This is a genomic window from Asticcacaulis sp. P2_B1 (assembly GCF_056404915.1).
Map to the genome: position 1 here is coordinate 1 of NZ_JBFUDD010000015.1, position 26,153 is coordinate 26,153.

Annotated in this window: 22 protein-coding genes; 7 read left to right on the forward strand and 15 right to left on the reverse strand. The window is 61.1% G+C overall.

What is annotated here, in order from left to right:
* Window positions 1-98 precede the first annotated feature (98 nt).
* Window positions 99-1,157: a ribonucleotide-diphosphate reductase subunit beta gene (locus AC1DX3_RS21340; RefSeq protein WP_476991367.1), complete on the reverse strand. Its 1,059-nt coding sequence runs from the start codon at window positions 1,155-1,157 to the stop codon at window positions 99-101.
* 253 nt (window positions 1,158-1,410) lie between these two features.
* Entirely contained in the window at window positions 1,411-2,289 is an 879-nt protein-coding gene (locus AC1DX3_RS21345) for a tetratricopeptide repeat protein (protein WP_476991368.1), read from the reverse strand.
* A 100-nt stretch (window positions 2,290-2,389) separates the two neighbouring features.
* Between AC1DX3_RS21345 and AC1DX3_RS21350 the strand changes: the two genes are divergently transcribed.
* A complete protein-coding gene (locus AC1DX3_RS21350; protein ID WP_476991369.1) occupies window positions 2,390-3,784 on the forward strand; it encodes a leucyl aminopeptidase family protein in 1,395 nt (464 codons plus the stop codon).
* 231 nt (window positions 3,785-4,015) lie between these two features.
* On the forward strand, window positions 4,016-4,870 hold the full coding sequence (locus AC1DX3_RS21355) for a C40 family peptidase (protein WP_476991370.1): 855 nt from the start codon (window positions 4,016-4,018) through the stop codon (window positions 4,868-4,870).
* Window positions 4,871-5,182: 312 nt separating this feature from the next.
* Here AC1DX3_RS21355 and AC1DX3_RS21360 read toward each other — a convergent pair whose 3' ends face one another.
* Window positions 5,183-5,908 carry a c-type cytochrome gene (locus AC1DX3_RS21360; protein WP_476991371.1) on the reverse strand — a complete coding sequence of 242 codons (726 nt, stop codon included), beginning with the start codon at window positions 5,906-5,908 and terminating at the stop codon, window positions 5,183-5,185.
* 209 nt (window positions 5,909-6,117) lie between these two features.
* On the opposite strand from AC1DX3_RS21360, the gene AC1DX3_RS21365 reads away from it, so the two are divergent.
* A complete protein-coding gene (locus AC1DX3_RS21365; protein ID WP_476991372.1) occupies window positions 6,118-6,981 on the forward strand; it encodes a prephenate dehydratase in 864 nt (287 codons plus the stop codon).
* A 284-nt stretch (window positions 6,982-7,265) separates the two neighbouring features.
* Here the strand turns inward: AC1DX3_RS21365 and AC1DX3_RS21370 are convergent, their stop codons facing one another.
* The 5 genes from AC1DX3_RS21370 to ccmA all read right to left on the reverse strand — a co-directional run bounded on the left by AC1DX3_RS21370 (window position 7,266) and on the right by ccmA (window position 10,182).
* On the reverse strand, window positions 7,266-7,787 hold the full coding sequence (locus AC1DX3_RS21370) for a redoxin family protein (RefSeq protein ID WP_476991373.1): 522 nt from the start codon (window positions 7,785-7,787) through the stop codon (window positions 7,266-7,268).
* Window positions 7,784-7,939 (reverse strand): heme exporter protein CcmD, encoded by a 156-nt coding sequence (gene ccmD, locus AC1DX3_RS21375; protein ID WP_476991374.1) that lies wholly within the window; start codon window positions 7,937-7,939, stop codon window positions 7,784-7,786. Before ccmD ends, AC1DX3_RS21370 begins: the two co-directional genes overlap by 4 nt.
* A gap of 9 nt (window positions 7,940-7,948) precedes the next feature.
* Window positions 7,949-8,650: a heme ABC transporter permease CcmC gene (gene ccmC / locus AC1DX3_RS21380; protein ID WP_476991375.1), complete on the reverse strand. Its 702-nt coding sequence runs from the start codon at window positions 8,648-8,650 to the stop codon at window positions 7,949-7,951.
* Window positions 8,651-8,676: 26 nt separating this feature from the next.
* On the reverse strand, window positions 8,677-9,354 hold the full coding sequence (gene ccmB, locus AC1DX3_RS21385) for a heme exporter protein CcmB (protein WP_476991376.1): 678 nt from the start codon (window positions 9,352-9,354) through the stop codon (window positions 8,677-8,679).
* Window positions 9,355-9,546: 192 nt separating this feature from the next.
* Window positions 9,547-10,182, reverse strand: coding sequence for a heme ABC exporter ATP-binding protein CcmA (gene ccmA / locus AC1DX3_RS21390; RefSeq protein WP_476991377.1), 636 nt, complete (start codon window positions 10,180-10,182; stop codon window positions 9,547-9,549).
* 186 nt (window positions 10,183-10,368) lie between these two features.
* Here ccmA and acnA point away from each other — a divergent pair, with 186 nt between their 5' ends.
* From acnA to AC1DX3_RS21405, 3 genes are all read left to right on the forward strand, one after another.
* Window positions 10,369-13,068 (forward strand): aconitate hydratase AcnA, encoded by a 2,700-nt coding sequence (acnA, locus tag AC1DX3_RS21395; protein WP_476991378.1) that lies wholly within the window; start codon window positions 10,369-10,371, stop codon window positions 13,066-13,068.
* A gap of 250 nt (window positions 13,069-13,318) precedes the next feature.
* Window positions 13,319-13,588, forward strand: a complete 270-nt coding sequence (locus AC1DX3_RS21400) for a hypothetical protein (RefSeq protein WP_476991379.1) — start codon at window positions 13,319-13,321, stop codon at window positions 13,586-13,588.
* 8 nt (window positions 13,589-13,596) lie between these two features.
* Entirely contained in the window at window positions 13,597-13,956 is a 360-nt protein-coding gene (locus tag AC1DX3_RS21405) for a VOC family protein (RefSeq protein WP_476991380.1), read from the forward strand.
* 7 nt (window positions 13,957-13,963) lie between these two features.
* Here AC1DX3_RS21405 and AC1DX3_RS21410 read toward each other — a convergent pair whose 3' ends face one another.
* Both AC1DX3_RS21410 and AC1DX3_RS21415 read right to left on the reverse strand, forming a co-directional pair.
* Window positions 13,964-15,547, reverse strand: coding sequence for an ATP-binding protein (locus tag AC1DX3_RS21410; RefSeq protein WP_476991381.1), 1,584 nt, complete (start codon window positions 15,545-15,547; stop codon window positions 13,964-13,966).
* A 90-nt stretch (window positions 15,548-15,637) separates the two neighbouring features.
* Window positions 15,638-16,348: a response regulator transcription factor gene (locus tag AC1DX3_RS21415; RefSeq protein ID WP_476991382.1), complete on the reverse strand. Its 711-nt coding sequence runs from the start codon at window positions 16,346-16,348 to the stop codon at window positions 15,638-15,640.
* Between the two features lie 251 nt (window positions 16,349-16,599).
* Between AC1DX3_RS21415 and AC1DX3_RS21420 the strand changes: the two genes are divergently transcribed.
* On the forward strand, window positions 16,600-18,321 hold the full coding sequence (locus tag AC1DX3_RS21420) for a hypothetical protein (protein ID WP_476991383.1): 1,722 nt from the start codon (window positions 16,600-16,602) through the stop codon (window positions 18,319-18,321).
* A 53-nt stretch (window positions 18,322-18,374) separates the two neighbouring features.
* On the opposite strand, the gene AC1DX3_RS21425 is transcribed toward AC1DX3_RS21420, so the two are convergent.
* The 5 genes from AC1DX3_RS21425 to AC1DX3_RS21445 form a co-directional block, all read right to left on the reverse strand.
* Complete coding sequence (locus AC1DX3_RS21425; protein ID WP_476991384.1) at window positions 18,375-20,327, reverse strand: M1 family metallopeptidase; 1,953 nt, start codon at window positions 20,325-20,327, stop codon at window positions 18,375-18,377.
* Window positions 20,328-20,381: 54 nt separating this feature from the next.
* Window positions 20,382-20,777 carry a VOC family protein gene (locus AC1DX3_RS21430; RefSeq protein WP_476991385.1) on the reverse strand — a complete coding sequence of 132 codons (396 nt, stop codon included), beginning with the start codon at window positions 20,775-20,777 and terminating at the stop codon, window positions 20,382-20,384.
* A 72-nt stretch (window positions 20,778-20,849) separates the two neighbouring features.
* A complete protein-coding gene (locus tag AC1DX3_RS21435) occupies window positions 20,850-22,532 on the reverse strand; it encodes a methyl-accepting chemotaxis protein (protein WP_476991386.1) in 1,683 nt (560 codons plus the stop codon).
* Window positions 22,533-22,694: 162 nt separating this feature from the next.
* Window positions 22,695-25,562, reverse strand: a complete 2,868-nt coding sequence (gene polA, locus AC1DX3_RS21440; RefSeq protein ID WP_476991387.1) for a DNA polymerase I — start codon at window positions 25,560-25,562, stop codon at window positions 22,695-22,697.
* Window positions 25,563-25,657: 95 nt separating this feature from the next.
* Window positions 25,658-26,098 (reverse strand): VOC family protein, encoded by a 441-nt coding sequence (locus AC1DX3_RS21445; protein WP_476991388.1) that lies wholly within the window; start codon window positions 26,096-26,098, stop codon window positions 25,658-25,660.
* Window positions 26,099-26,153: the final 55 nt, after the last annotated feature.

Consider the following 26,153-nt stretch of genomic DNA (forward strand, 5'->3'; position numbering starts at 1 on the left):
GCGGCGAGCGCCGCGCCACCTCCCCCGTTTCGCACTGCGTGCTTACAAGGGAGGAGAATTAAAAAAAAGGCCCCGTTTCCGGAGCCTTTCTGTAAACCTTAAACCCCAACCGTGCCCTTGGTCGCTTCGGATCGTTTCTTCAACAGGGTATCGAACGCCGTCCACACGCCTTCGTCGCCGGTCCACTGTCCCTTGGTCGCCGCCTTGGAATATTCCGTGGCGCGGGCTTCGAAGAAGTTGGCGTGCTCGACGCCTGAGAGCAGGACCTGCAACCACGGCAGCGGGTTTTCCTTCTGGCCGCCGAACACTTCCGGCAGCTCCAGTTGCCGCAGGCGCCAGTCGGCGATGTAACGGATATAGGCCTTGATATCTTCCGGCGTCATGCCCTGGACCGGGCCCATTTCGAACGCCAGGTCGATGAACTTGTCTTCCATCGAGACGACCGTCTTGCAGCAGTCGATGATGTCGTCGGCAACGCTCTTGGTGACGGCCTTCGTTTCGCGGTTAAACGCGTGGTACAGCTTGATAATGCCTTCGCAGTGTAAGCTTTCGTCGCGCACCGACCACGACACGATCTGACCCATGCCCTTCATCTTGTTGAAGCGCGGGAAGTTCATCAGCATGGCGAACGAGGCGAACAGCTGCAAGCCTTCGGTAAAGCCGCCGAACATGGCGAGCGTCCGGCAGACATCGGCTTCGGTATCGACGCCGAAGGTCTGCATGAAGTCGTGCTTGTCGCGCATGGCCTGGTAATCCATGAACGCGCCGAACTCCGATTCCGGCATGCCGATCGTTTCCAGCAGCAGCGCATAGGCGGCGATGTGGATCGTTTCCATATTGGCGAACGACGACAGCATCATCTTGATTTCGGTCGGCTTGAACACGCGCGAATAGCGTTCCAGATAGTTGTCCTGGACCTCGATGTCCGATTGCGTGAAGAAGCGGAAAATCTGCGTCAGCAGGTTGCGTTCCGAGTCCGACAGCTTGGTCGCCCAGTCCTTGCAGTCCTCGCCCAGCGGCACTTCTTCCGGGATCCAGTGAACCTGCTGCTGCTTGCGCCAGAATTCGAAGGCCCACGGATAGCGGAAGGGCTTGTAGGAATGGCTGGGGGTCAAAAGGCCGGCGGAAGACTTGGCGAGCAAAATGGAAGAGGTCATGGATAATCCCGAATCGATACTGACGCCTTGCGGCCGGTGTACTATTCACTATCCCTTGTGGTTAATGCTAGGTTAACGACTAGATATAGTGGTGGATATGTCCGGAAATTTTTCCGCCGCGACTCGCTGGACACGGCAAATGGTTAACGCGCCGCTCTCGAGGTGTCGAGAGGGCGCGTGAAATGTTTCTGAAAGTTGATTGGATTACGGGTCCAGGGTCGTTACGACCCTGGCCACCGGAGGTCCTTAAACCTTAACCCCCGCTGGTCTTCACCGCGTCCCATGTCCGCGTCGGCGCATCCGTTGTCGCCGGCGCAGCGCCGCGGTTGACCAGGTTCGCCTGCAGCCAGGCCAGATTGGCGTCAGCCTGATCGGGCGGCAGATCCTGACGCAGCAGTCTCTCGGCTTCCGGCATCTTGCCTTCCAATCCCAGCACCAGGGCCAGGTTCTGGCGGATCTGCAAGGTCGCGCCGGTCTGCGCCACAGCCGTCCGCAACAAGGGTTCGGCCCCGGCCAGATCGCCGCTGCTGACCTTGGCCATGGCGATATTGGTCAAAACGGCCGGATTGTTCGGCGACATCTTCAAAGCCGTCGCCCACGCGCCTTGCGCGTCGTCGGGGCGCTTGACCTGGTCATAGGCGACCCCCAGCAGCGAATAGAGCCGCCAGTCATTGCCCTTCAGCGAGATGGCGTGCTGCAAAGGCTGGATGGCATAAAACGCGCTGTCGCCGGCGATACGCGCGCGTGCCGCCGCGATCAGGATATCGATATTGTCCGGCGCGACCAAAAGCGCGCGCTCGGCGGCGTCGGCCGCTTCGGCATTGCGGCCGATGGCGCGCAGCGAGTTGGACAGATAGAGCCCCAACTGCACATTGGTCGGATTATGATTGAACTGATCGTTGAAAAAGGCCGATTGCGTCAGCGGATCGGCGCGCAGCGCCTGCTGAATTTCGGCCGGTGTCGCCGGCCGGAAATCGTCCTGTTCGGGTGCGGCGACCGCGGTCGTAGCGCTGGCCAGCGGCGCCTGCACAGCTGGTGCCGTCGTGTCACCTGCGGCGGCCGGGGAGGCGGCAACCTGCACACAAGCCAAGGCAAACAACGGAATGAAGGCGAATTTCAATGGATTTGTCATGACACGACTCTTTATTCTGGCCCCAGTTAAGGATTCAGTGAGAGGAATGAAGATACAGTTAAGGTAGGAAACGTTTGGTTAACCATAATTTGAGCGCCCCATGCCCGCACCGCTGAAAACGCCGAAACCCAAGACTGAAAACCAGATATTCGCCGTCTTCGAAGAGGATGCCGCGGCCCTGATCGCGGACCTGGCGCCGGCGCAAGGAGGCTTCCTCAACGCCCGCAGCTTTACCGGCAAGGCGGGCGCCCTGGTCCTGCTGCCCAACGGCGCCGGTGCGTTTTCGGCCTGGTTCGGTCTCGGCGCGCGCAAAGCCTATTCGCCGTTGACCTTCCGCGCCCTGCCGCCGCAACTGCCGAAAGGCGCCTGGAAGCTCAACCTCGGCCATGCGCTCGACATGCACGCCATCCACGTCGCGTGGGAACTCGGCGCCTACAGCTTCCGCCGCTACAAACAGACCGCGAAAACCATCGACGCCGTCCTCGACGCCAGCGACCTGTCCGAATCCGAGCTCAGCGACATCGCCCTGGAAGTGGCCGCGCACAACCTGGCGCGCGATCTGATCAATACCCCCGCCAACGATATGGGGCCTGAACAGATCGAGGCGGCCGCCCGCAGCATCGCCACGGCCCACGGCGCTAACATGACCGTGACCGCGGGTAACGAACTGTTGAAGGCCTATCCGGCTGTCCACGCCGTCGGCCGCGCCGCCGCCGCCGACCACCAACCGCGCTTTATCGAAATGACCTGGCAATCGTCTGTTCGTGGCCCGCTGCCCGTCATCGTCCTGATCGGCAAGGGCGTCGCCTTCGATACCGGCGGCCTCGATATCAAACCCAGCTCCGGCATGGGGCTGATGAAGAAGGATATGGGCGGCGCAGCCCACGCCCTGGCCCTGGCCGACTGGGTCATGGCGTCGGACTTGCCGGTGAAGCTGCACGTCCTGATCCCCGCCGTCGAAAACTCGATCTCGGGCAGCGCCTTCCGCCCAGGCGACGTCATCGCCTCGCGCGCCGGCCTGTCGATCGAGATTGGCAATACCGACGCCGAAGGCCGCCTGATCCTGGCCGACGCTCTGACGCGTGCCGGTGAGCTGGAACCGACCCTGACGCTCGACTTCGCCACCCTGACCGGCGCCGCGCGTGTCGCTTTGGGCCCCGAAGTCATCCCCTTCTATTGCGATGACGAAGACGTCGTCCGCCAACTCGAGGTCGCCGCCATCGCCCAGCACGACCCGTTGTGGCGCATGCCGCTGTGGGCCGGTTATCGCGACGCGCTCGATTCCGATATCGGCGACATCCGTAACGATCCGGCCGGCTGGGCCCAGGCAGGCTCGGTCACCGCGGCTCTGTTCCTGCAAAGATTCGCCCCGAAATCCGGTGCCTGGGTCCACTTCGACATCTATGCCTGGAACCCGCGCGGCCGTACCGGCTTCCCCGTCGGCGCCGAGGCCCAGACCCTGCGCGCGGTGTATCAGTTGCTGAAAGCCTACTAATGCTGATGCCCATTTCCTGATGCCAGCTCGGCATCAGGCAAGGGCGACCGCCCGCCGCCGCTCGTGCGGCGAGCCATGCGGCGCTTGAGCTGTAAACAAAGCTTAACGGCGAGCCATCGCCGTTAAGACCCGCTTCAGCTTTCATAAATCTCCTGTTGACCCTGGCTGTTAACGTGACCTTTGCATAACTGTCGTAGTGTGGCTGTATCAAGAACTGAGGCACTGACGCAGATGAGCGACGAACCTTTTGACAAGCGCGTTACCCCGTTTCACAACGGTGTAACCGACGATGCCCACGAAGGGCTGATCCGCGCGCGCTCCTATGTGGCCGGTGAAGTCCTGAGCTGCTACGACGCCATCGCGCCGATCCTGTCGTCGCCGGAACACGGCGCCGAACAGTGGGATCAACTGCTGCTGGGCGAACGTTTCAAGGTCATCGAGCGCAAGCACGACTTCTATTGGGGCCAGGCCCTGCGCGACGGCTATGTCGGCTATGTCCCGGTGTCCGCCTTCCGCCGCGACTGGTACCTGCCGACCCACTATGTCGCGACCCTGCGCACCTATGTTTTCGCCGCGCCGAACCTGAAATCGTCGATCCTGACCTCGATCAGCCTTAACGCCCTGGTCAATGTTTCGCGCTTCGACAACGGTTTCGCCTATATCAACGACATGGGCTGGGTGTTCGCCAAGCATCTGAGCGATTTCGAAGCCTTTGCCGGCGATTTCGTCAGCGTCGCCGAAAGCTATATCAATGCGCCCTACCAATGGGGCGGCCGCGAAAGCATCGGGCTCGATTGCTCGGGCTTGCTGCAACAAGCCCTTTATGCCAGCGGCTATGGCTGCCCGCGGGATTCCGACATGCAGGCCAAGCTGGGCGTGCCGCTGAACATCGGCGCCGACCTGACCGGCCTGGAACGCGGCGACCTCGTCTTCTGGAAAGGCCATGTTGCCATAATGGTCGACGACGTCAACATCATCCACGCCAATGCCCACCACATGAAGGTGGCGATCGAACCGCTGAGCGACGCCGTGAACCGGATCGATGCGTGCGGCTCGGGTTTGCCGACGGCATTCCGGCGGTTGTAGGTTTCGGGCGGCTGTAAGGGCCTCCGGCGGCAAGGGGGCAAGCCCCCTTGACCCAATAATATTGAAAAAGACCCTGCCAGCAAAGCTGGCGGGGTTTTTCAATATTGGGGTTAAGAGGATTTGTCCTTTGCGTCAGTAGCTCTTATGGCCACCCGAAGCTAAAGCCCGCGGAAGGCTTCGACAGACCCGACCGCGCGTCGGTTATGGGTGCAGGGGCTGTGCCCCTGCCCGCCGGAGGCCCTTCGCTTGAAACAACAAAAAAGCCCCGCCGAAAAATTCGGCGAGGCTTTTTTGTTGTTATAATCCAGGAACCTACTTTGACGCGCTGGCCGAAGCTGCGGCAGGCGCCGGGGTTGGGGCGGCCGGGGCCTTGGCGGCGCCGGCAGCGGCCGGTGTTGCAGCGGCAGGCGCGGTCCCTGCAGCCGGAGCCGCTTCGCCAGCGGCGGGAGCAGCCGCACCGGCGGCAGCGCCGGGTGCGCGTGACGGATCAGGCGCCGGGATGGCGTAACCGGTCGAGCCCTGGCTGCGCAGATAGGCGATCAGGTTGATGCGTTCTTCCGGCTTCTTGATACCGGCGAAGGTCATCTTGGTGCCTTTGACGACCTTGGCCGGCGCGGCCAGGAACATATAGAGCGCGTCATAGGTCCAGTTCGGCGTATCCTTGGCGTGGGCCATCATGGCGTCGGAATAGCTCATACCTGGGTGCGAGGCGACCGGGCGGTCGACGACGCCGAACAGGTTCGGACCGGTCATGTTCGGGCCGCCCTGGACGTTGTTGTGGCAGCTTTCGCACTTCTTGAAGGTGGCTTCACCGGCAGCGACGTCGGCGGCCGGCAGGACCGTGCCCCAATCCGGCGGCGTGTCGACGACGGCAGCAGCACCGCCTTCGGCGGCTTCGGCCACTTCGATGGCATAGCCGGGCTTGGCCGGTGCGTGGGTGTCGTAGATCATGCCGGAGCCGATCTTCACGCCCATAATGACCAGACCGGTCGCCAGGGCCGCACCGAGAATTTTATTGACTGTAAGATCGCCGCTCATCTTGCCGAGATACCTGTGAATCGTTGTGTGCTCAAGCTTAGGCCCTGTAACAAGCGTGTCAACCGGCGGCCGTTCGCTTAGACATTCATTTCCTTGCGTTTGGCTCTCTGACACGCTACCGGCAAAGACGCAAGATCACTTTTGGCCCGGAGGGCGCAAAAGTCATCTGCACGTGTCAAATCGTCGCAGTTGCTAAAGAGGCAAGAAATATGGACCAACAGACCACACGCAAGATCGCCTATCAGGGCGAGCCCGGGGCTTTCAGCCATCAGGCCATCAAGCGTTGGTTTGGCGACTTTACCGCCGTGCCGTTTCCGACCTTCGAAGCCGCCTTTGCCGCGGTGACGGCCGGCGAATGCGAACTCGGCATGATTCCGGTCGAAAACTCGGTCGCGGGCCGCGTTACCGACGTCCACCACCTGTTGCCGCGGTCAGGCTTGAAGATCGTCGGCGAGCGCTTCCTGCCGATCGAGATGATGCTGATGGGTATTCCGGAAACGAAACTCGAAAACATCAAGGTCGCGGCGTCGCACACCATGGCCCTGCTGCAATGCCGCAAGGCCCTGTCCGAACTGGGCATCACCGCCGAGGTCTTTCACGACACCGCCGGCGCGGCGCGCGCCCTGTCGCAGACGCGCGAAATGGACCGCGGCGTCATCGCGCCGGAACCGGCTGCTGAGCTCTACGGCCTGAAAATCCTAAAGCGTAATATGGAAGATGCGCGCCACAACACGACGCGGTTTCTTATCCTGACGACCGAGGACCGCGCCCGTGAGCCGGCGCCGGACGTCGATTGCATGACCAGTTTCATCTTCCGCGTCCGCAACATCCCGGCCTCGCTGTACAAGGCTTTGGGCGGGTTTGCGACCAACGGCGTCAATATGACGAAACTGGAAAGCTATATCGAAAACGGCGTCTTCGCCTCGACCCTCTTCTATTGCGATGTCGAAGGCCGTCCCAGCGACAAGCACCTGGCCCAGGCCCTGGAGGAGCTCAACTTCTTCGCTGTCGATGTCGAGTTGTTGGGGACCTATCCGCTGGATCCGTTCCGCAACTCCGAAGGTCAAAGGTAGGGTTGTCCGCAGATTAGCGCAGATTTAAGCGGGTGATTTTTCAGAGACCACCGGCGTGGTTCGTAGCGCGCCGATAGTCCTCAAAGTCGATCCACAGATTACGCAGATTGCGCAGATTAAGGGCGCGCTTCGCGCCGAAATTTCGGACTGCCGCGGGCCGATCAATCTCTTCAAAAAAATCTGCGTAATCTGTGGATCACCCTTCTTGTGCCTCAGCGAAGGCATCAATCAGCCGATCAATCTCTGAAAAATCACCCGCTTTAATCTGCGTCAATCTGCGGACACTACTTAACTTCCGCATACACCTGATCGAACGTATCCGGCAAAATCGGCCCGCCGATCTTGTCGCTGATCGTCCCGTCCGGCCGAACGATATAGGTCTCCGGCACCCCGGAAATGCCCAGATCCAAAGCCATCTTGCCGTCCGGATCGCTCAGCACCTTCACGTAAGGATCATCGTATTGCGCCAGGAACCCCAGCGTGTCCTGGGGCTTGTCCTTCCAGGCGATCCCGATAATTGTCACGCCCTTGGCCTTCAAAGCCATCAGTTCGGAATTCTCGCTGATACATGGCGCGCACCACGACGCGAAGACATTGACCAGGACTGGCTTTTTCGATCCGGCGACCAGGGACTTCAAATCGGCTTGGGTCCCGTCATGCAGGTCGGTCAGGGCCAGGGTCGACACCGACTTACCGACCATTTCGCGCATGTCGTACTGCGGTTTTTTGTGGAAATTGTACCAGGCCATCACCCCCAGCAGCAGGGCGAAGATCACCAGCGGTGTAAAATACAAGGCGCGCTTCATTTCGCTTCGGTCGCCTGTTGCAGGGCTTCCAGCACCTTGCGGCGTTGTGCGTGAACGTAAAGCGACAACCACGTCAGCCCACCCAGGGCGACAAAGCTGAGCCCGAACGAGCCCCAGACGAACAGGCCGTATTTTCCCATATCCAGGTCCATGATCGTCTCCTAATTCAAGGTCAGGCGTGCCCGCAGCGCCCGGTATTTGCGGCCCAATATCTCGCTGTCGAGCCGGATCAGGAACAGCCACGCCGCCAGGCAAGCATAGCCGGCGAACATGATCCCGAGCGGCCACAGGATATCGGGCACGGTGATGATGGCGTTCTGCTGATGCAGTCCGCTCCACCACACGACGGAATAATGGATGATCGGCAAATTGACCAAACCGACCATGGCCAGGATCGCCGTCGACTTGGCGGCGCGAATCTCGTCCTCGATCGAGGCATGCAGGGCGATATAGCTGACATAGAGCAGGAACAGCACCAGTTCCGACGTCATGCGGCCGTCCCATTGCCACCACGTGCCCCACATCGGCTTGCCCCACAACGACCCTGTCGCCAGGGCCAGCCCCGTGAACACCGCGCCGATCGGCGCCAGGGCCTTGGCCGCGGCATCGGCAAGGGCATGGCGGAAGATCAGGCCGAAGAAGCTGGCAATACCGATGGCGGCATAGATGGCGAGGCTCAATATCGCCGCCGGCACGTGGATATACATGATCCGCACCGTGTCGCCCTGCTGGTAATCTTCCGGCGAGGCGAAGCAGAGATAGAGCCCCCACACTAGGAATACACCCGCGAACCCGGCCAGCCACGGCCGCAACGGCTGGGTGACGCGGGTGAAACGCTCGGGATTGGCGAGGAAATTGATCATGCAGCCGACATAAGGGTTTCAGTGTCTCATGACAAGGCGCTGCGCAGGGCGGCACCCATAGCGATCGGTCCTAACGCAAGGGCAAATAACGCGTAGGCAGCGAGGAAGGCGAGGGCCTGCAGCGGCGATGTCCCGCCTTGCGTTGCCTGCATCAAGCCGGCGCCGAATATGACCGGCGGCACGTAAAATGGCAGGACCAAGAGCGCCATCAGCACCCCGCCCTTGCGCGACCCCAGCGCCAGAGACGCGCCGACTCCACCGATCAGGGCGAAGCTTAACGAGCCGAGGAATGCGGCAATAAGTCCCATCAATCCAAGCGTCGCCGGCGCACCGAGAATGATCATCACAAACGGTGTCAGCAGCGATAGCACCAGGCCCGTCCCCAGCCATTGGCTCAAGCACTTCAACAAGGCGATCAGCTCCAGCGGCAAAGGCCCCAACCGCAAGGTGTCGAACACGGCGTCCTCGTAATCGCGCTCGAACAGCTTTTCCAGCGATAGCAGGCTCGACAAGGCGAGGCACAACCACGTCAACCCGGCGGCGATGCGCGTCAGGATCACCGAATCCGGCCCTAGCGACAGCGGGATCATCGCCATCAGGGTGAGATAAAACCCGACAGCCAGCAGCGGCCCGCCTCCGCGGGTCAGCGACAGGCCCAGGTCGCGTTTGATCAGGGCAAAGGAAGCGCGAACGAGGGGGCTCACAGCCTTTTCCCCCCAAAACAAAATACCCCACCACCACGAGCCTGAAGAAGGCTCGCGGTTCCCCTCCCCGGCAAGCGGGGAGGTTCAGAAATGCTTGATCCTCCTCGCTTGCCGGGGAGGGGGACCATGAAGCGAAGCGGAATGGTGGTGGGGTGGACAGAGTTTTCCACCCACACGGACGCCTCAGATAAATTACCCAAACGCCGCCTCCCGTTCTGTCATGGTCGGTCGTTGCAGGTGCAGGGCGCGCGTATCAAAGGGCAGGGGATCATGCACGGCAGCGATAATCATCCCGCCGTCGCTCACATGCGCCTCCATCAACCCGGCCAATAACGCCCGATGCCCGACATCCAAAGGCGCCATCGGCTCATCCAGCAACCACACAGGCCGCTTCGCCATCAACAACCGCGCCAGCGACAACCGCCGCTTCTGACCCGCCGACAAATACCGCGTCTCCAGATCCAGCAAGGCCGTCAAATTCAACACTTCGATCCCGGCCACGACCCCGCCCAGATACGCCGCCTGAAAATCCAACTCCTGCGCCACCGTCCGCGACGGCGACAACGCATCGTGATGCCCAAGGAAATGCACCAATTTCGCAGGTGCCACATCGGACTCAACCTGCGACCCGTTCTCAATAAAGGCGATTGTACCGGACTCAGGCGTCATAAACCCCGCCAGGGTGCGCAATAATGTCGTCTTGCCAACGCCATTTTCCCCCGTCAGGGAGATAATTTCACCGCCGCTTAATTCAAAATTCAAATTATGAATCAAAAGGTTATAGCCCTTTTTCAGGCTCAGCCCCTCGACCCGCAGAATCACCGCCATAAAAATAACCCTTCGCGCGCCACGGTTACATAGACGAAAACGAATAAGAAGTTTAGAAGGCATGTGCCCGCCTTCAAGGCTTTGCAGCGCAACCGGGAAACCCTGTGCGTCCCCGATCTGCGCGCATCCTTGGACATAAATCCGTCATCGTGTCGGATGGGCGGCATCTGAGAAGGATACGCGTACATGTCGTCTGTTGACAGCTACAAGTCCAAGGCCGAACTGAAGGTCGGCAAAAAAACCTACACCTACTACGATCTGAAAGCCGCCGAAGCCAATGGCCTCGAAGGCGCCTCGCAACTCCCGGCTTCGCTCAAAGTTCTCCTCGAAAACCTGCTGCGTAACGAAGACGGCGTGTCGGTGTCGAAAGACGACATCGCCGCCATCGCCGCCTGGGCCAAGAACAAGGGCAGCGTCGAACACGAAATCTCCTTCCGTCCCGCCCGCGTCCTGATGCAGGACTTCACCGGCGTTCCGGCCGTCGTCGACCTGGCCGCCATGCGCGATGCCATGGTCAAGCTGGGTGCCGACCCGGCCAAGATCAACCCGCTCAACCCCGTCGACCTGGTCATCGACCACAGCGTCATGGTCGACTATTTCGGCCACGCCGATTCCGCCGGTAAAAACGTCGACCGCGAATACGAACGCAATATGGAGCGTTACAACTTCCTGCGCTGGGGTTCGTCCGCCTTCAACAATTTCCGCGTCGTCCCCCCCGGCACCGGCATCTGCCACCAGGTCAATCTCGAATACCTGGCCCAAACCGTGTGGACCAATGTCGCAGACGGCGGCGAAGTCGCCTATCCCGACACCGTCGTCGGCACCGACTCGCACACCACCATGATCAACGGCCTGTCCGTTCTGGGCTGGGGTGTCGGCGGTATCGAAGCCGAAGCCGCCATGCTCGGCCAACCCATCCCCATGCTGATCCCCGAAGTCATCGGCTTCAAGCTGACCGGCCAGCTGCCCGAAGACGTCACCGCCACCGACCTGGTCCTGACCGTCACGCAAATGCTGCGTAAAAAGGGTGTCGTCGGCAAGTTCGTCGAATATTTCGGCAACGGCCTGACCTACCTCACCCTCGAAGACCAGGCGACGCTCGCCAACATGGCCCCGGAATACGGCGCCACCTGCGGCTTCTTCCCGGTCTCGCAAGCCACGATCGACTATCTCGCCAAGTCCGGCCGCGCCAAGGACCGCGTCGCCCTCGTCGAAGCCTATGCTAAGGCGCAAGGCCTGTGGCTCGACCCCGAACACGAACCCGTCTTCACCGACACCCTGGAACTCGACCTGTCGACCGTCGAACCGTCGCTCGCCGGCCCCAAGCGTCCCCAAGACCGCGTCGCGCTGTCCAGCGTCTCGACCGAATTCGCCGCCGCCCTGTCGGGTGACTTCGGCAAGGCCGGCAAGGAAGACGAACGCGTCCAGGTCGAAGGCTCTGACTTCACCGTCGGCCACGGCGACGTCGTCATCGCCGCCATCACCTCCTGCACCAATACGTCCAACCCCTCGGTTCTGATCGCCGCCGGCCTGCTGGCCCGCAAGGCGCATGCCAAGGGCCTGAAGGTCAAGCCGTGGGTCAAGACCTCGCTGGCGCCGGGCTCGCAAGTCGTCACCGACTACCTCAACTCAGCCGGCCTGACCCCCGACCTCGATGCTCTCGGCTTCAACCTGGTCGGTTACGGTTGCACCACCTGTATCGGCAATTCCGGTCCTCTGCCCGACGCCATCTCGGCCGCCATCAACAGCGGCGACCTGGTCGCCTCGGCCGTCCTCTCCGGCAACCGCAACTTCGAAGGCCGCGTCTCCCCCGACGTCCGCGCCAACTACCTGGCCTCGCCGCCGCTCGTCGTCGCCTACGCCCTGGCCGGCTCGACCAAGCTCAACCTGCGCGAAGAACCCCTCGGCATCGGCTCCGATGGCGAACCGGTCTTCCTGAAGGACATCTGGCCGACCAAGGCGGAAATCGCCGCCATCCAGGCCAAGAACGTCACCAACGCCCTGTTCACCAAGCGCTACTCCAACGTCTTCGAAGGCGACAAGCACTGGCAGGCCATCCCGGTCGCCGGCGGCCAGACCTATATCTGGGACGCCACCTCGACCTATGTCGCCAACCCGCCCTATTTCGACGGCATGACCATGACCCCGGACAAGGTCACCGACATCGTCGAAGCCCGCGTCCTCGGCGTCTTCGGCGACTCGATCACCACCGACCACATCTCGCCGGCCGGTAACATCAAGGCGTCGGGCCCCGCCGGCAAATACCTCTCCGAGCACAATGTCCCGGTCACCGAGTTCAACTCCTACGGCGCCCGCCGCGGCAACCACGACGTCATGATGCGCGGCACCTTCGCCAATATCCGCATCCGCAACAAGATCACCCCGGAAATCGAAGGCGGCGTCACCAAGCACTTCCCGTCGAACGACGTCATGTCGATCTACGACGCCTCGATGCGCTATCAATCCGAAGGCCGCTCCATGGTCATCTTCGCCGGCAAGGAATACGGCACCGGCTCGTCGCGCGACTGGGCGGCCAAGGGTACCAAGCTGCTGGGCGTCCGCGCCGTCATCGCCGAATCCTTCGAACGCATCCACCGCTCGAACCTGGTCGGCATGGGCGTTCTCCCCCTGCAGTTCAAGGTCGACGGCTGGGCCAAGCTCGGCCTGACCGGTGAGGAAATTGTCACTATCCGCGGCCTCGAAAACGTCCAGCCGCGCCAGGAACTGATCGTCGAACTGTTCCGCGCTTCCGATGGCAAGGTCGCCCGCTTCCCGGTCCGCTGCCGTATCGATACCCCGACAGAACTCGAATACTACAAGAACGGTGGCGTCATGCCCTACGTCCTGCGCAACCTGGCGCGCGGCGTGGTCGAAGCGGCCGAATAGGCTCGGCTGTAACCGTACAAAAGAAAAGGCCCTCTGGTTTAGCGACCAGAGGGCCTTTTCTTTTGCAGGGGCACAGCCCCTGCACCCATAACCGACGCTCGGCCACGCCAGTGCATGTCTTTCAACAATATCGCTGTTGAACGGTATTTTGATACCTTATATTTCTATTCGGAGTGCGGGTTTTCCTTAAATAAGGCCAGAACTACTCCGAATCTCGCCAGCTTGCCGACTTCATGCTAATCACACGCTCATGAAAAACCTGCCCCTGATTATCACTATCACCGGTCTGGTGATGGCCTTCTTTGCCGTCATCCTGAACCTGGTGCCCGACACCCCGTCGACAGCCCAAACCCTCGCCGCCGAGGCCGTTATCGCCGCCTTGATTGCCGGTGCTTGCGGCGCCTGGACCTTCCGCCGTGGCAGCACCTCGCGCTTCCTCGCCATCGCCATGATCGGCCCGGCGGTCTTCACCCTGGCGGACTCAGGCTTCCGCCTGGCCTATTTTCTGCTGCACAAATAGGGTTGAACTTGAACGACCACCCGCCATCCATCAATCTCATTGTCTTAAAGGCCGGCTCACCAAAAACGCTCGCCCAGTTCTATGAAAGCCTTGGCTGTAAATTTGAGCGAGAACGACACGGGAATGGCCCCGAACATTTTTCCGCAGACCTGGGTGGCCTCGTGCTCGAAATCTACCCGCGAAAAGACACCGATCCCGGTACGTCGTCCCTGCGTCTGGGCTTCATCGTTGCCGATCTCGATGCGGTTCTGGCAACGGCAACGGGGGCTAAAATCCTTCGCTCGCCGGCACTCACCTCCTGGGGTTACCAAGCCGTCCTCGAAGATTCCGAGGGCCACAAGATCGAATTGACGCAACGCGTAATTTGACCGGGTCTCAACCCGCCGGCAGCAATATGCTGAACCGAGCGCCGATACATTTGCCGTCCGCGTCCATACGGTTTTCCGCCCAGATTCGGCCATGGTGCGCCTCGACGATCTGGCGCGAGATCGACAGCCCCAGCCCTGAATTCTTGCCGAACGTCGTCCCCTTCGGCCGCGACGTGTAAAACCGCTGGAAGATGGTCTCCAGGTTCTCTTCGGGTATCCCCGGACCGTCGTCCTCGAACGTGATCAGGATCGGCAGGGCCGGGTCATGGCTGGGGCCGACCACTACCCGGACCTCGCCGCCCTCGGGCGAGAACGAACGGCCATTATCGATGATATTGCGGAACACCTGGCCCAGAGGCCCTTCGCGGCCATTGACCCGCGACGCCGCCGGCGCCAGCGAACGCGTGAACGCCACAGCCACCTGACCGTCCATATGGCTTTGCTGATAAAGCGAAATAATGTCTTCCAGTAACGCCCCGACCTCGACCTTTTTAGGCGTGTCGCGCGACAGTTCGGCATCCAGACGTGACGCGTTGGAAATATCGGTAATCAACCGGTCCAGCCGCCGCACATCCTGGTTGATCACATTCATCAACCGCGTCTTGGCGTTCTCGTCCTTCACCAGGTTGAGCGTCTCCAAAGCGCTGCGGATCGAGGTCAGCGGGTTCTTGATCTCGTGCGACACATCGGCGGCGAAACGGTCGATTTCCTCCATGCGCCGCCACAAGGTATCGGTCATCGATTCCAGCGATCGCGCCAGGGTCCCGATCTCGTCCTTGCGCTCTTCGAGATCGGGCAGGGAGATGGCGCGCGTCTGGGCGTTGCGCACATTGTCAGCGGCGTCGGAAAGGCGCTGGATCGGCCGGCTGACCAACCAGTTGAGCAGGACCGACGACAACAGGGTGACACCAAGGGCGACCAGGATAAACGGCACCATCGCCATGCGTTGCGCCCGCACGGTTTCGTCGACGTCGCCGCCTTCGATGGTCAGGACGCCCAATATGGTGCTGACCCGGCGGATCGGGATCGACACCGACACGACGCGCACGCCGTTTTCGTTGCGCCGGACCGTCGGCACGATCGAGCCGCTCAGCGCTTCCATCACTTCGATATGCAGTTCGCGCTGGGCTTCGGCGAGGGTAGCCGGCGTCGGGCCGTTCTTGCTGGCTGAAGCCGGCTCGTCGGATTTGCGCGCCGGCGGCAGGTCGGTGACGTCGATGCGGTCCGATCCGATATAGGAATCCGCCGCCCACACACCGTCCGACACCAGCTTGCCCTGAGCATCGAACAGCCGCGCCCTTTGGCCGGCCGGAATGAACTCGCCCAACAGGCGCGCCGCGTAATAGGCGTCGAGCTGCGCTTCGGGACCGTCGCCCGTGGCGACACGGTCGATAACCTCGGCCATCAAATGGGCCTGGGCGGTGAGCGAAATCTTCTGGTCCTTGATCAGGCCCTGGCTCAGCTCGTTGAGCACCATGGCGCCGGTGATCAGGATGATCAGTCCGAACAGATTCAGCCCGAAAATCAGCCGCCCGAGGCGTGACTGTCCGAACGGCAGTCTCTTGTACCAGGGGCGGTGGGGGCTCGGCATATGCGTGAATGAGGCCTGTTCTTTTATCCCCTCTCCCCTTTCAAGGGGAGAGGGTTAGGGTGAGGGGTTCTTGCCGTCAGCGAAACCGGCTCAGATTTCCCGGTACCGGTAACCCACGCCATAGAGCGTTTCGATTGAATCGAAGGTCGGATCGACGACGCGGAACTTCTTGCGCATGCGCTTGACGTGGCTGTCGATGGTGCGGTCGTCGACATATACCTGGTCGTCATAGGCGGCATCCATCAGGTTGTCGCGGCTCTTGACGAAGCCCGGGCGCTGGGCCAGGGCGTGCAGAAGCAGGAACTCGGTGACCGTCAAACGGACGGGCTTGCCGTCCCAGGTGCATTCGTGGCGGGCGGCGTCCATGACCAGCTTGCCGCGCTTCAGCGACTTCGCATTGAGCGCTTCGGCGACTTCCGGGGCTTCACCCTGCTCGACGATGCCGGCGCGCCGCAGCACAGCCTTGACGCGCTCCAGCAGCAAGCGCTGCGAGAACGGCTTGTGCATATAGTCGTCGGCGCCAAGATTGAAGCCCAGCACCTCGTCGATTTCGTCGTCCTTCGAGGTCAGGATAATGACCGGCAGGTTCGACGTATTGCGCAGCCGGCGCAGCACTTCCATGCCGTCCATGCGCGGCATCTTGACGTCGAGAATGGCGAGGTCGGGCGGATCCTTTTCCAGCGCGGCCAAACCGGCGGCGCCGTCATAATAGGCTTCGACCGTGTGGCCGCCGCTTTCCAGCGCCAACGAGACGCTGGTGACAATGTTTTCGTCGTCGTCAACCAAAGTGATTCTGGCCATGGGGTCTCCATCTAATTCGCTCAAGCGGCGCGCGCCTCCTCGCATCAGCTCGGAAGGGAACTAGCCCTGATCCGACACGGATCGGAAGCACTCTATGCTTTATCATCCTATACAAGTTTTTATAAAGGCGTGATGGTGCCCTAATATCGGTCTTATTCTGGCAACACTACGACAAATTGCGAAATTTCCACTGATTTGTGTACGGTTTGTAAAACTATCAAGTGTCTAGTGTCCCTTTCCAGGGATGAATCATGAGCGGTCGCGGCCACAGTCAGGTGCATTACGAAGTCTTCGCACGCAAGACCGTGCAGTCGTCGTGGGTGCTTCAGATCGCCACGGAAGACCGCGCCCTTGCCATGCAAAACGCCGAGGACATGCTGGCCGAGCGCCGCTTCGCCGCGGTCCGTGTCACCAAGGAAATGCTCGACGCCGAAACCGGTGAGTTCAGTAGCGTCAACCTGATGACCAAAGGCGTGCCGGAAGTCACCAAAAAGCTCAAATTGGCCGCGGAAACCGACAGCGTCTGCACCAGTCCCCAGGACCTCTACAGCCTGCACGCCCGCGAAAAGATATCGCGCCTGCTCGAAGATTGGCTGAAGCGCAACCACGTCACACCCTTCGAACTTCTCCACCGCCCGGACCTCGCCGAAAAGCTCGATGCCGCCGATGGCGAGCTGCTGCACGTCACGCAAAAACTGGCCATTCCGGAAAGCCACGAAACCGGCCAGGACCTGCACGAACTGATGCGGCGCTGGCGGGCCTTGATCGACCGCTCGACGGCCCGCCTGATCAATGACGGGCGGCGCAAGCTGTTCCCCGACATCGATCCGGCCAACTGGCTCGCCACGATCGATAAGCTGAATGACCATTCCGAACGCGCCTATGTCCTGGGCGGCGCCATCGCCAAATTGCTGGTCGGCGACAAGCGCCCGGCGGCCAAGCTCGACCGGCTGCTGGTCTATGGCCAACTCCTCAGTGAAGACCTGGGTGGCCGCGAATGGGCCTTGCAGGTGCTCGAAGTGCCGATCGTGGAAATCTTCGCCATCCGCGCCAGTCTCAACGATGTCCTGGGCCATGACGCCGATCTTGGCACCTCCATGGCGGTCCTGACGCGCATGGCGGCCGGTGTCGAAGTCGATATGGTCGCCAAGTACGACGCCAAGGTCGCCAAGCTGATCCCGCCGCTCACCGGCGTACTGCTGGGCTATCACGACCTGATCGTACAGGGCTGTTTCCCGCACCTCGGCTTCAGCATTTCGCGGCGCCTGATGCAGGAACTAAAGGGACCGCGGCGCCTGAAACCTGGCGATCCCGAGGCCGAGATCGAAATCCTGCGTTCATTGGCCCTATGCATGATGGCGGCGGGCAAGGAGGAGCATCAGCGCGACGACATCAAGGAAGCCTTTCTCGAACGCTCCAAGACGCTGGTTTCGACCGACTTTGTCGATAGYCTGACCAAGACCGCAACGACGCCGTCCGAAGAGATCGAAAAGCTGATCTGGCTGTGCGAAAACGTCGCCGGCGGCGTCAACAAACGTCAGGCCTCGCGCTGGTTGCTCGCCGCTGTCGGCGCCTTGAAATTCGAACGCGACATGCGTGATGTCGAACGCCCCGCCAGCCAAAGACTGGCGGTCCTGGCCCATATGCAGAGGCGTATCGTCCGTTCGCAAATCAACGACAAGGACGGCGAGGACGCGGCCATCAAGCTGGGCCATATCGGCGGCCTGATAGCCGCCGACGCGCACCTGATCGCCCATATCCTCAAGGCCCCGACCCAGCCGCTGCAAAAGCTGCAATTGCTGCTGACCTTCGCCGTCGGCCAATCGGCGCCATTGGGGCCGGTCAGCGACCAGGCCAAGAGCGAAGCGATGAAACTGCTGCGCGGTCCCGAAATGCGCCAGGTCCTGACCGATCAGCCTCAGGCTCTTGCCACCCTAACGCCATTGATGAAAGCCGCCGGCCTCGCCGCCTAACTTCTCCTCCCCCGTTTCGCCCTTTGCGCTCACAAGGGAGGAGAAGGTAGCCCTTACCCGCCCTTGACCTTCAAGCTATTATTGCCGCGTTCCTTATCAGGAATAACATGGTCCGGATCGACCGTGGCACCAGTCACCGTCTTGCCCGCCTCGACATTGATCACCGAAAACGGCTGGCGGATCCAGCTGTCGGCTTCCAAGCGATAATCCCGATGCGTGCCGTCGTTAAAATCGACTCGCAAGGTCGCCGGCATGATCAGCTTGTCATGGGCGCCGACCGTGATGGCGGTACCCTTGGCCGGGTCGGCGACGATCGAATCCACCCCATAATCGAGCGTCCAATTGTTGTCGTACCAACCGCGCCACCAATAGCTCAGGTCCTCGCCGCTTTCGCTCGACATCGCGCGGAAGAAGTCGTCCGGCTTCGGATGTTTGAACGCCCACGCCGCCGTAAAGCGCCGGAAGGCCGGATCGAAACGGTCGGGTCCGAGAATCTGTTCGCGCAACAGGATCATACCCAGCGCCGATTTGAAATAGGTCACCGGATGGCGATATTTCTCGATCACAGTGTCCGAGCGCGACAGGATCAGCGGCGCATCCTCGTCCTCGAGGATAGGCAGGATTTCATCGACCGGATTGCCGCCGCCCCAGGCATATTCGCTGTCGCGCTTGGGGCCGTATTCGCCGTGGTTGAAGTCGTCGGACTCGTAGACATCGATAAAGGTGTTGAAGCCTTCGTCCATCCAGGCATCGCGGCGTTCGTCGAAACCGACGATCATCGGGTACCAGCTGTGGCCGATCTCATGCGCCGAAATCCAGAACAAGGTCTTGCCGGCGTCGTCTATGCCGTCGAAGACGATGCCGGGATATTCCATGCCGGTGGCCGGTCCGGCTATATTGATGGCCGCCGGCCACGGATAGGGGTACCAGCGCGCCGAAAAGGCCTCGACGGCGTGCTTCATATATTCCGTCGATCGGCCCCAGCGATCTGCGCCTTGACTTTCTGCCGGGTAAAACGACATCGCCATGGATGACTTGCCACCCGGTAAGTTGATACGCGCCGCATCCCACGCAAACACTTTTGAAGCGGAAAAGGCGACATCGCGGGTATCGTTCATGTGAAAACGCCAGGTCAGCATGCCGTCCTGTTTCGGGCGGCTGGCCGGGTCCTTGATCTCGTCCGGCGAGCGGATCATCACCGTTGCGTCGCTGGTCTTGGCCTGGTTAAACCGCGCCAGCTCCGTCTTGGTCAGAACCTCTTGGGGGTTCATCAACTCGCCCGATCCCGCCACCAGCATGTCGGCCGGTACGGTGATGTCGTAGTCGAAAGTACCGTATTCGAGATAGAACTCCTGCGCCAGATAAGGCAGGGGATCCCAGCCGCGGATATCGTCATAGACGGCCATACGCGGATACCATTGCGCCAGGTCGTAGATCGGCCCGTCCTTGGCCATGCCCCAGGCCATGCGTCCGCCCCATTCGCCGGGGATCGTAAAATGCCAGGCGATGCGCACCTGGACCTTTTGGCCCTTGGGCCCGAGGATTTTCGGCAGGGTGACGCGCAGGCGCGTGTCGTCGACCAGGGTGGCGGCCTTGACCCACGTCTTGCCGTTCAGCACCTCGACCGAATCGAGCACGAAGCCATCGGTGGCATGGACGCCATAGGCGCGCGAGCCGGTGCCGGCGTGTTTGCTGCGGCTGTCGGCCTTGTAAATGTTCTGATCGAGGTGCAGCCACAGGATATCGAGCTGATCCGGGCTGTTATTGGTATAGGTGATGACCTCGGAGCCGGTCAGGGACGGTGTCTTGTCATCGAGCGTGGCGTGGATCTGGTAATCGGCCTTGTTCTGCCAATAGTCGGGCCCGGGCAGGCCGTTGGCCGAACGATAGGTGTTGACGGGATTGGTCCCGGGCCGCGGCGCGAAGGTCTCCGCAGGGCTATAGCTCCCGGCGGTGGCGCTGCCCGCCACGAATACTGCCATCAAGGCCAGCATTTTCCAAACCATCAGCCGTCTCCGTGAATTTCTTTCAGATGAAACTTTCACGCCGCGGCTTGGCGGTCAATGCCTGAAATTCAGTTCCAGCAAGACATTGTTCGGGTCGACGACAAACAATTGAGTCAGATTGATCGACGGAATTTCGGCGCGCTTAAATGGCATTCCCCGGCCTTCCAGTCGCGCCAGCATGTCGTCCAGGCCGTCGCACTCGAAGGCGACATGGTGGATGGCGCCGGTGGGCGCGCCTGGTTCGACCTCGCGCGGTATAGTCGCGTCGCTGCCCGCCAGATTGAGATGGATGACGGCACGACCGCCGACATCGTACAGCCATTGCCGTTCAGCCGGCGACCGTTCCGGCGCCGTCCGCGCCTCCAGGCCCAGCAGGTCGTTGTAAAACTGCACGGTTCCCGCCATGTCGCGGGTATGGACATTAACGTGGTCGAGGCGTTTGACGATCATGGCACAACCCAAAAAAGACCGGAGCGAGCGCCCCGGCCTTTCATAGGCTGACCGTCATAATGCGTAAAGGCCTTAGGCTGCCCGGACCTGGGCGATGAAATCCTGGACCTGGCCGCGCAACTGCTCGGCCTGTTTCGCCAGTTCCGACGACGCCGTCAGGACCTGATGGGCGCCAATGCCGGTTTCTTCGGCCATGCGCGCCACACCGGTGATGTTCTGGGTCACTTCGCTGGTGCCGACTGAAGCCTGATTGACCGCCTGGACGATTTCATTGGTCGCTGCGCCTTGTTGATCGACCGCGGCCGCAATGGTCGTCGATGAGTCGTTGATATCACGGATGGTGGCCGTAATATTGACGATGGCGTCAACGGCGCGTTTCGTTGTCGCCTGGATCGCCGAAATCTGCGTGTTGATTTCGCTGGTCGCCCTGCTGGTCTGACCGGCCAGCTGTTTGACCTCGGAAGCGACGACGGCAAAGCCCTTGCCGGCTTCACCAGCGCGGGCCGACTCGATGGTGGCATTGAGTGCCAGCAAATTCGTCTGGCTGGCAATGCTGGCAATCATGTCGACGATGCCGTTGATGCGACCAGCGGCTTCGCTCAGTTCGTTGACGATAATGGCCGTGGCATCGGCTTCGCTCACCGCCTCACGCGCCTTGTGCAGCGAGTGCTGGACTTGCCGGGCGATCTCGTTGACCGAAGCCCCCAATTCCTCTGCTGAACCGGCGACCGAGGTGACATTGGTGCCGGCTTCTTCTGCGGCGGCTGACACCGAGGTCGCCTGGGCCGCCGATTCATGGGCCGACGACGTCAGCTGCGAGGCCGTCGCCTGCATTTCGGTGGCGGCGGCCGACACCATTTCGACAACATCACCGACGGCGCTTTCAAACTGGTCGGCCAGGTCGGTCATGGTCTGCTTGCGCTGAACGACCGCGTCTTCACGCGCCTTTACCGCCGCGGCCTCCAATTCTCGGCTGCGGATCATGCCGTCCTTGAACACTTCGACGGCGGTGGCCATTTCACCGATTTCGTTCTTCTCGCCGAGATTGGGAATGGCCGAATCGACATCGCCGCTGGCGAGGTGACGCATGGCTTCGGCCATCTTGCGCACGGGCGCCGAGATCGTGGTGACCATCAGCCAGCCGATGATCACGCCGATCAGGGTGGCACAGCCGAGTGCGGCATAGATCATCGTAATGGCCGATTTGCCGAGTTGATTGCCGTGCTCGGCCGCTTTTGTGCCCTCGGCCAATTGGAAATCGCGATCGGCCTTGATGGCGGCGCGTGCCGCATCGATCGATGTCCTCATCTCGCCGAAATACAAGGCCGAGGCTGTCGGAATATCGTCGGATTCGATAAGCCCCCTCAGCCGGCCGTCATAAGCCAAATAGTTCCCAATCGTTGTCTCCAGGGTAGCTGCCAGCTCCGCCTCGGCGCCTGCGCTGACCAACGGCTTGTAGGCAGCCATATCCTTGGTCACCAGCAGGCGCGTCTGTTCAAGGCTCTTCAACATATCGGCGCGGGCTGTATCGGAAAGCTGCATGGACTGGCCTTGCCGCGAACGGTAGAGGGCCACATCCTGCGACAGATCCCCGAGTACTTGGCTGGACGGAAGCCAGTTATTGGCCACATCGTCGGCTGCGTGATCGACATCATTGAGGCGCCCGGCCGCGAAAAGACCGAGACCCACCGATGTCAACAGCATGAGAGCGACAGCCGCGATAACGCGAAAGCGAATAGTGAAGCGACTCAGCATGGGGATCTCCAACTACAATGCCGCAACGGCAGAAGTTGCTTTGGAAAATGCTGTCCCAGCCGTAAACATCCCCTTAAATATTTCCTACATTCCAGTAACATTCTCTTGAGTCGAAACGCGCAATATCAAGCAACAAACGATTGCGGTTGTATATTGGCAACCCTAATGCGCTTCGTCCCAGTTCAATGCTGCATGAGCTTCAACCTCGAGAGGTACCGACATCTGGAAGGCCGGCAGGGTGGCGTCACGCATCACATCCTTGATGACCGGCATGACGGCTTCGACCTCGGTATCGGGGGCCTCGAAGATCAATTCGTCATGGACCTGGAGCAGCATTTTCGTCGTGAAGCCGGCATCCGTCAGCGCCTTGGGCATTCGCATCATGGCGCGGCGGATAACATCGGCGGCAGTACCCTGGATCGGCGCATTGATGGCGGCGCGTTCGGCAAACGCCTTGAGGCCGCCGGCCTTGCCATTGATTTCCGGGATGTGGATCTTGCGGCCCATCAGGGTCGTGACATAGCCGTGTTCGCGCACGAACGCCTTGGTCGAGTCCATATAGTCCTTGATGCCGGGGAAACGCTCGAAATAGGTCTTGATGTAGCGGCCGGCTTCGCCCTGGTCGATGCCGAGCTGATTGCCGAGGCCGAAGCCGGAAATGCCGTAGATAATGCCGAAATTGATCGCCTTGGCGCGGCGGCGGATTTCCGAGGTCATGTCGGCCAGCGGCACGCTGAACATTTCCGACGCCGTCATGGCGTGGATGTCGTCGCCGCGGGCAAAGGCCTGTTTCAGTTGCGGGATATCGCCGATATGGGCCAGGATGCGCAGCTCGATTTGCGAATAGTCGGCGCTGATCAGCTTGTGGCCCGGCTTGGCGATAAAGGCGGCGCGGATCTTGCGGCCTTCCCGGGTGCGGATCGGGATGTTTTGCAGGTTGGGCTCGTTCGATGACAACCGCCCGGTCGGGGTGGCGGCCAGGTGGTAGGAGGTATGGATGCGCTGGGTTTGCTTGTCCGCATAGGTGGCCAGCGAGTCGGTATAGGTGCCCTTCAGCTTGGCCATCTGGCGATAGTCGAGCAGCATCCTGGCCAGGGCCTGACCCGGCTCCATGCCCGGCTTCCCCTCTGCAATGTCTTCCAACACCTTGACATCGGTCGCCCATTGCCCGGACGCCGTGCGCTTGCCACCGGGCAATTGCATCTCGTCGAAGAAGATGGCGCCCAGTTGCTGCGGGCTGTTGAGATTGAATGGCCGGCCCAATGCGGCATAGGCTTGGTTCTCGATCTCGTTCATGCGCGTGCCGAAGTCGTGCGACAGGGCCTGCAGGACCTGCGGATCGATACGGACACCGGCCAGTTCCATCTCAGACAACACGGCCGGCATCTGGCGCTCCAGGGTCTCATAGACCGTGGTCATGCGTTCGCTGACCAGGCGCGGTTTCAGTACATGCCACAGGCGCAAAGTGACATCGGCGTCTTCGGCGGCATATTGCGTCGCTTCCTTGAGGCCGACATATTTGAACGACTTCAGCGTCTTGCCCGAGCCGGCGACCTGTTTGAACGGGATCGGCGTGTGGCCGAGATGCAGTTGCGACAGCTCGTCCATGCCGTGATTGTGCATCCCGCCTTCCAGGACATAGCTGATCAGCATGGTGTCGTCATAGGGCGCGACATCGATGCCGTGGCGGTGCAGGACGCTCAGGTCGTATTTGATATTCTGGCCGACCTTGAGGATGTTCTTGTTTTCCAGAAGCGGCTTCAGAATCGCGATCGCCAGCGGCATGGGGATCTGCTGGATGCCCGCGCCATCGCCGAAATCGAAACCTTCATTCGACGTATGGGCCAATGGAATATAGCAGGCGCAATTGGGCGCCGTGGCCAACGAAATGCCGACCAGGCCGGAATGCGAGGCCGACAGGTCGTCCGTTTCGGTATCGACGGCGACGATCTGCGCCTGCATGGCGCGTTTAACCCAGGTCTCCAGCTGCTCCAGCGTCTGGACACATTCATAGGCGTCGAGGTCGAAGGGCTGGATGGCCGCCTCGGCCGCGGTTTGCTTCGGCGCGCCGTACAGTGGCCGCAAAATCGGGGCGGTCGGCACCTTGTCGAGCGCGGTCGAGCCTTGCAGGCTGAGCGTGCCGCCGACGCGTTTGGCGAGGGTGGAGAACTCCATCTCGAGCAGAAAGGCGGTCAGGTCTTCGGCGACCGGTTCACGCAGGACGAAAGTGTCAATCTCGACCGGGGCGGGCGAATCGCAGCGCAGGGTGACCAGTTCGCGCGACATCAGGATCTGATCGCGGAAATCGATCAGGGTTTGGCGCCGCTTCTCCTGCTTGATCTCGCCGGCGCGTTCCAGCAGAGCGTCGAGATTGCCATATTCGAGCAGCAGTTGCGCGGCGGTCTTGACACCGATGCCGGGGGCGCCCGGGACATTGTCAGCCGAATCGCCGATCAGCGCCTGGGCATCGACAACCAGTTCCGGCGGCACGCCAAACTTCTCGATGACCTGTTCTCGGCCGACGACGGTGTTCTTGACCGGGTCCAACATGGTGACGTCGTCATTGACCAGCTGCATCAGGTCCTTATCGGACGAGATGATGGTGACCTTGAAGCCGGCCTTCACCGCCAGGTGAGAATAGGTGCAGATCAGGTCGTCGGCTTCGAAGCCGAGCAGTTCTACGGCCGGCACGCCAAAGGCGCGGGTGGCGTCGCGGATCAGCGGAAACTGTGGGATCAAGTCTTCCGGCGGAGGTGGGCGATGGGCCTTGTACTGATCGTAGATATCGTTGCGAAAGGTGTGCGCCGAGGCGTCGAAAATGACCGCCAGGTGCGACGGCGCGTCGTCGCCGCGGTGCTCCTTGATCAGCTTGTACAACATGTTGCAGAAGCCGGAGACCGCGCCGACGGGCAGCCCGTCCGACTTGCGCGTCAGCGGCGGCAGGCCGTGATAGGCGCGGAAAATATAGCCCGAACCGTCGATCAGGACGAGGCGTTTTTGTTTGGCGTCGGTGGTGGCGGTATCGTCCATGTCGGGTCTTCCGGCTCGGCGTGTTCAGGAGTGAGTCTTCATAAAGCGATATGGCGACTCTGCCAAACGAAAGCGACAGGGAACGGCAGGATGGGCTACCAGGCGCCGGTATTGGGCATCGAAGCCCACGGTTCCGCCGGCGCCAGGGCCTCGCCTTTTTGCAGGAACTCGACACTGATACCGTCGGGCGAGCGTACGAATGCCATATGACCATCGCGCGGCGGGCGGTTGATGGTCACGCCCATATCGCTCAGATGTTGGCAAAGGGCGTAAATGTCGTCGACTTGATAGGCCAGGTGGCCGAAATTGCGCCCGCCGGTATAGTCCTCGGTGTCCCAATTATAAGTCAGTTCCAGTTCAGGGGCGTAGACGGCTTTCGACGCGGCCTCATCCAAAGGCGCCGCCAGATAGACGAGGGTAAACCGGCCCTTTTCACTATCCATTCGGCGTGTCTCAACTAAGCCCAGACCGTCACAATAAAAGCGCAACGACGCGTCGAGATCTTTCACCCGCACCATGGTGTGCAGGTAGCGCATGGGCATTCTCCGTTTTTTTGCGCACCTTACCCGAAAACCGGAGCGCCGGTGCGAG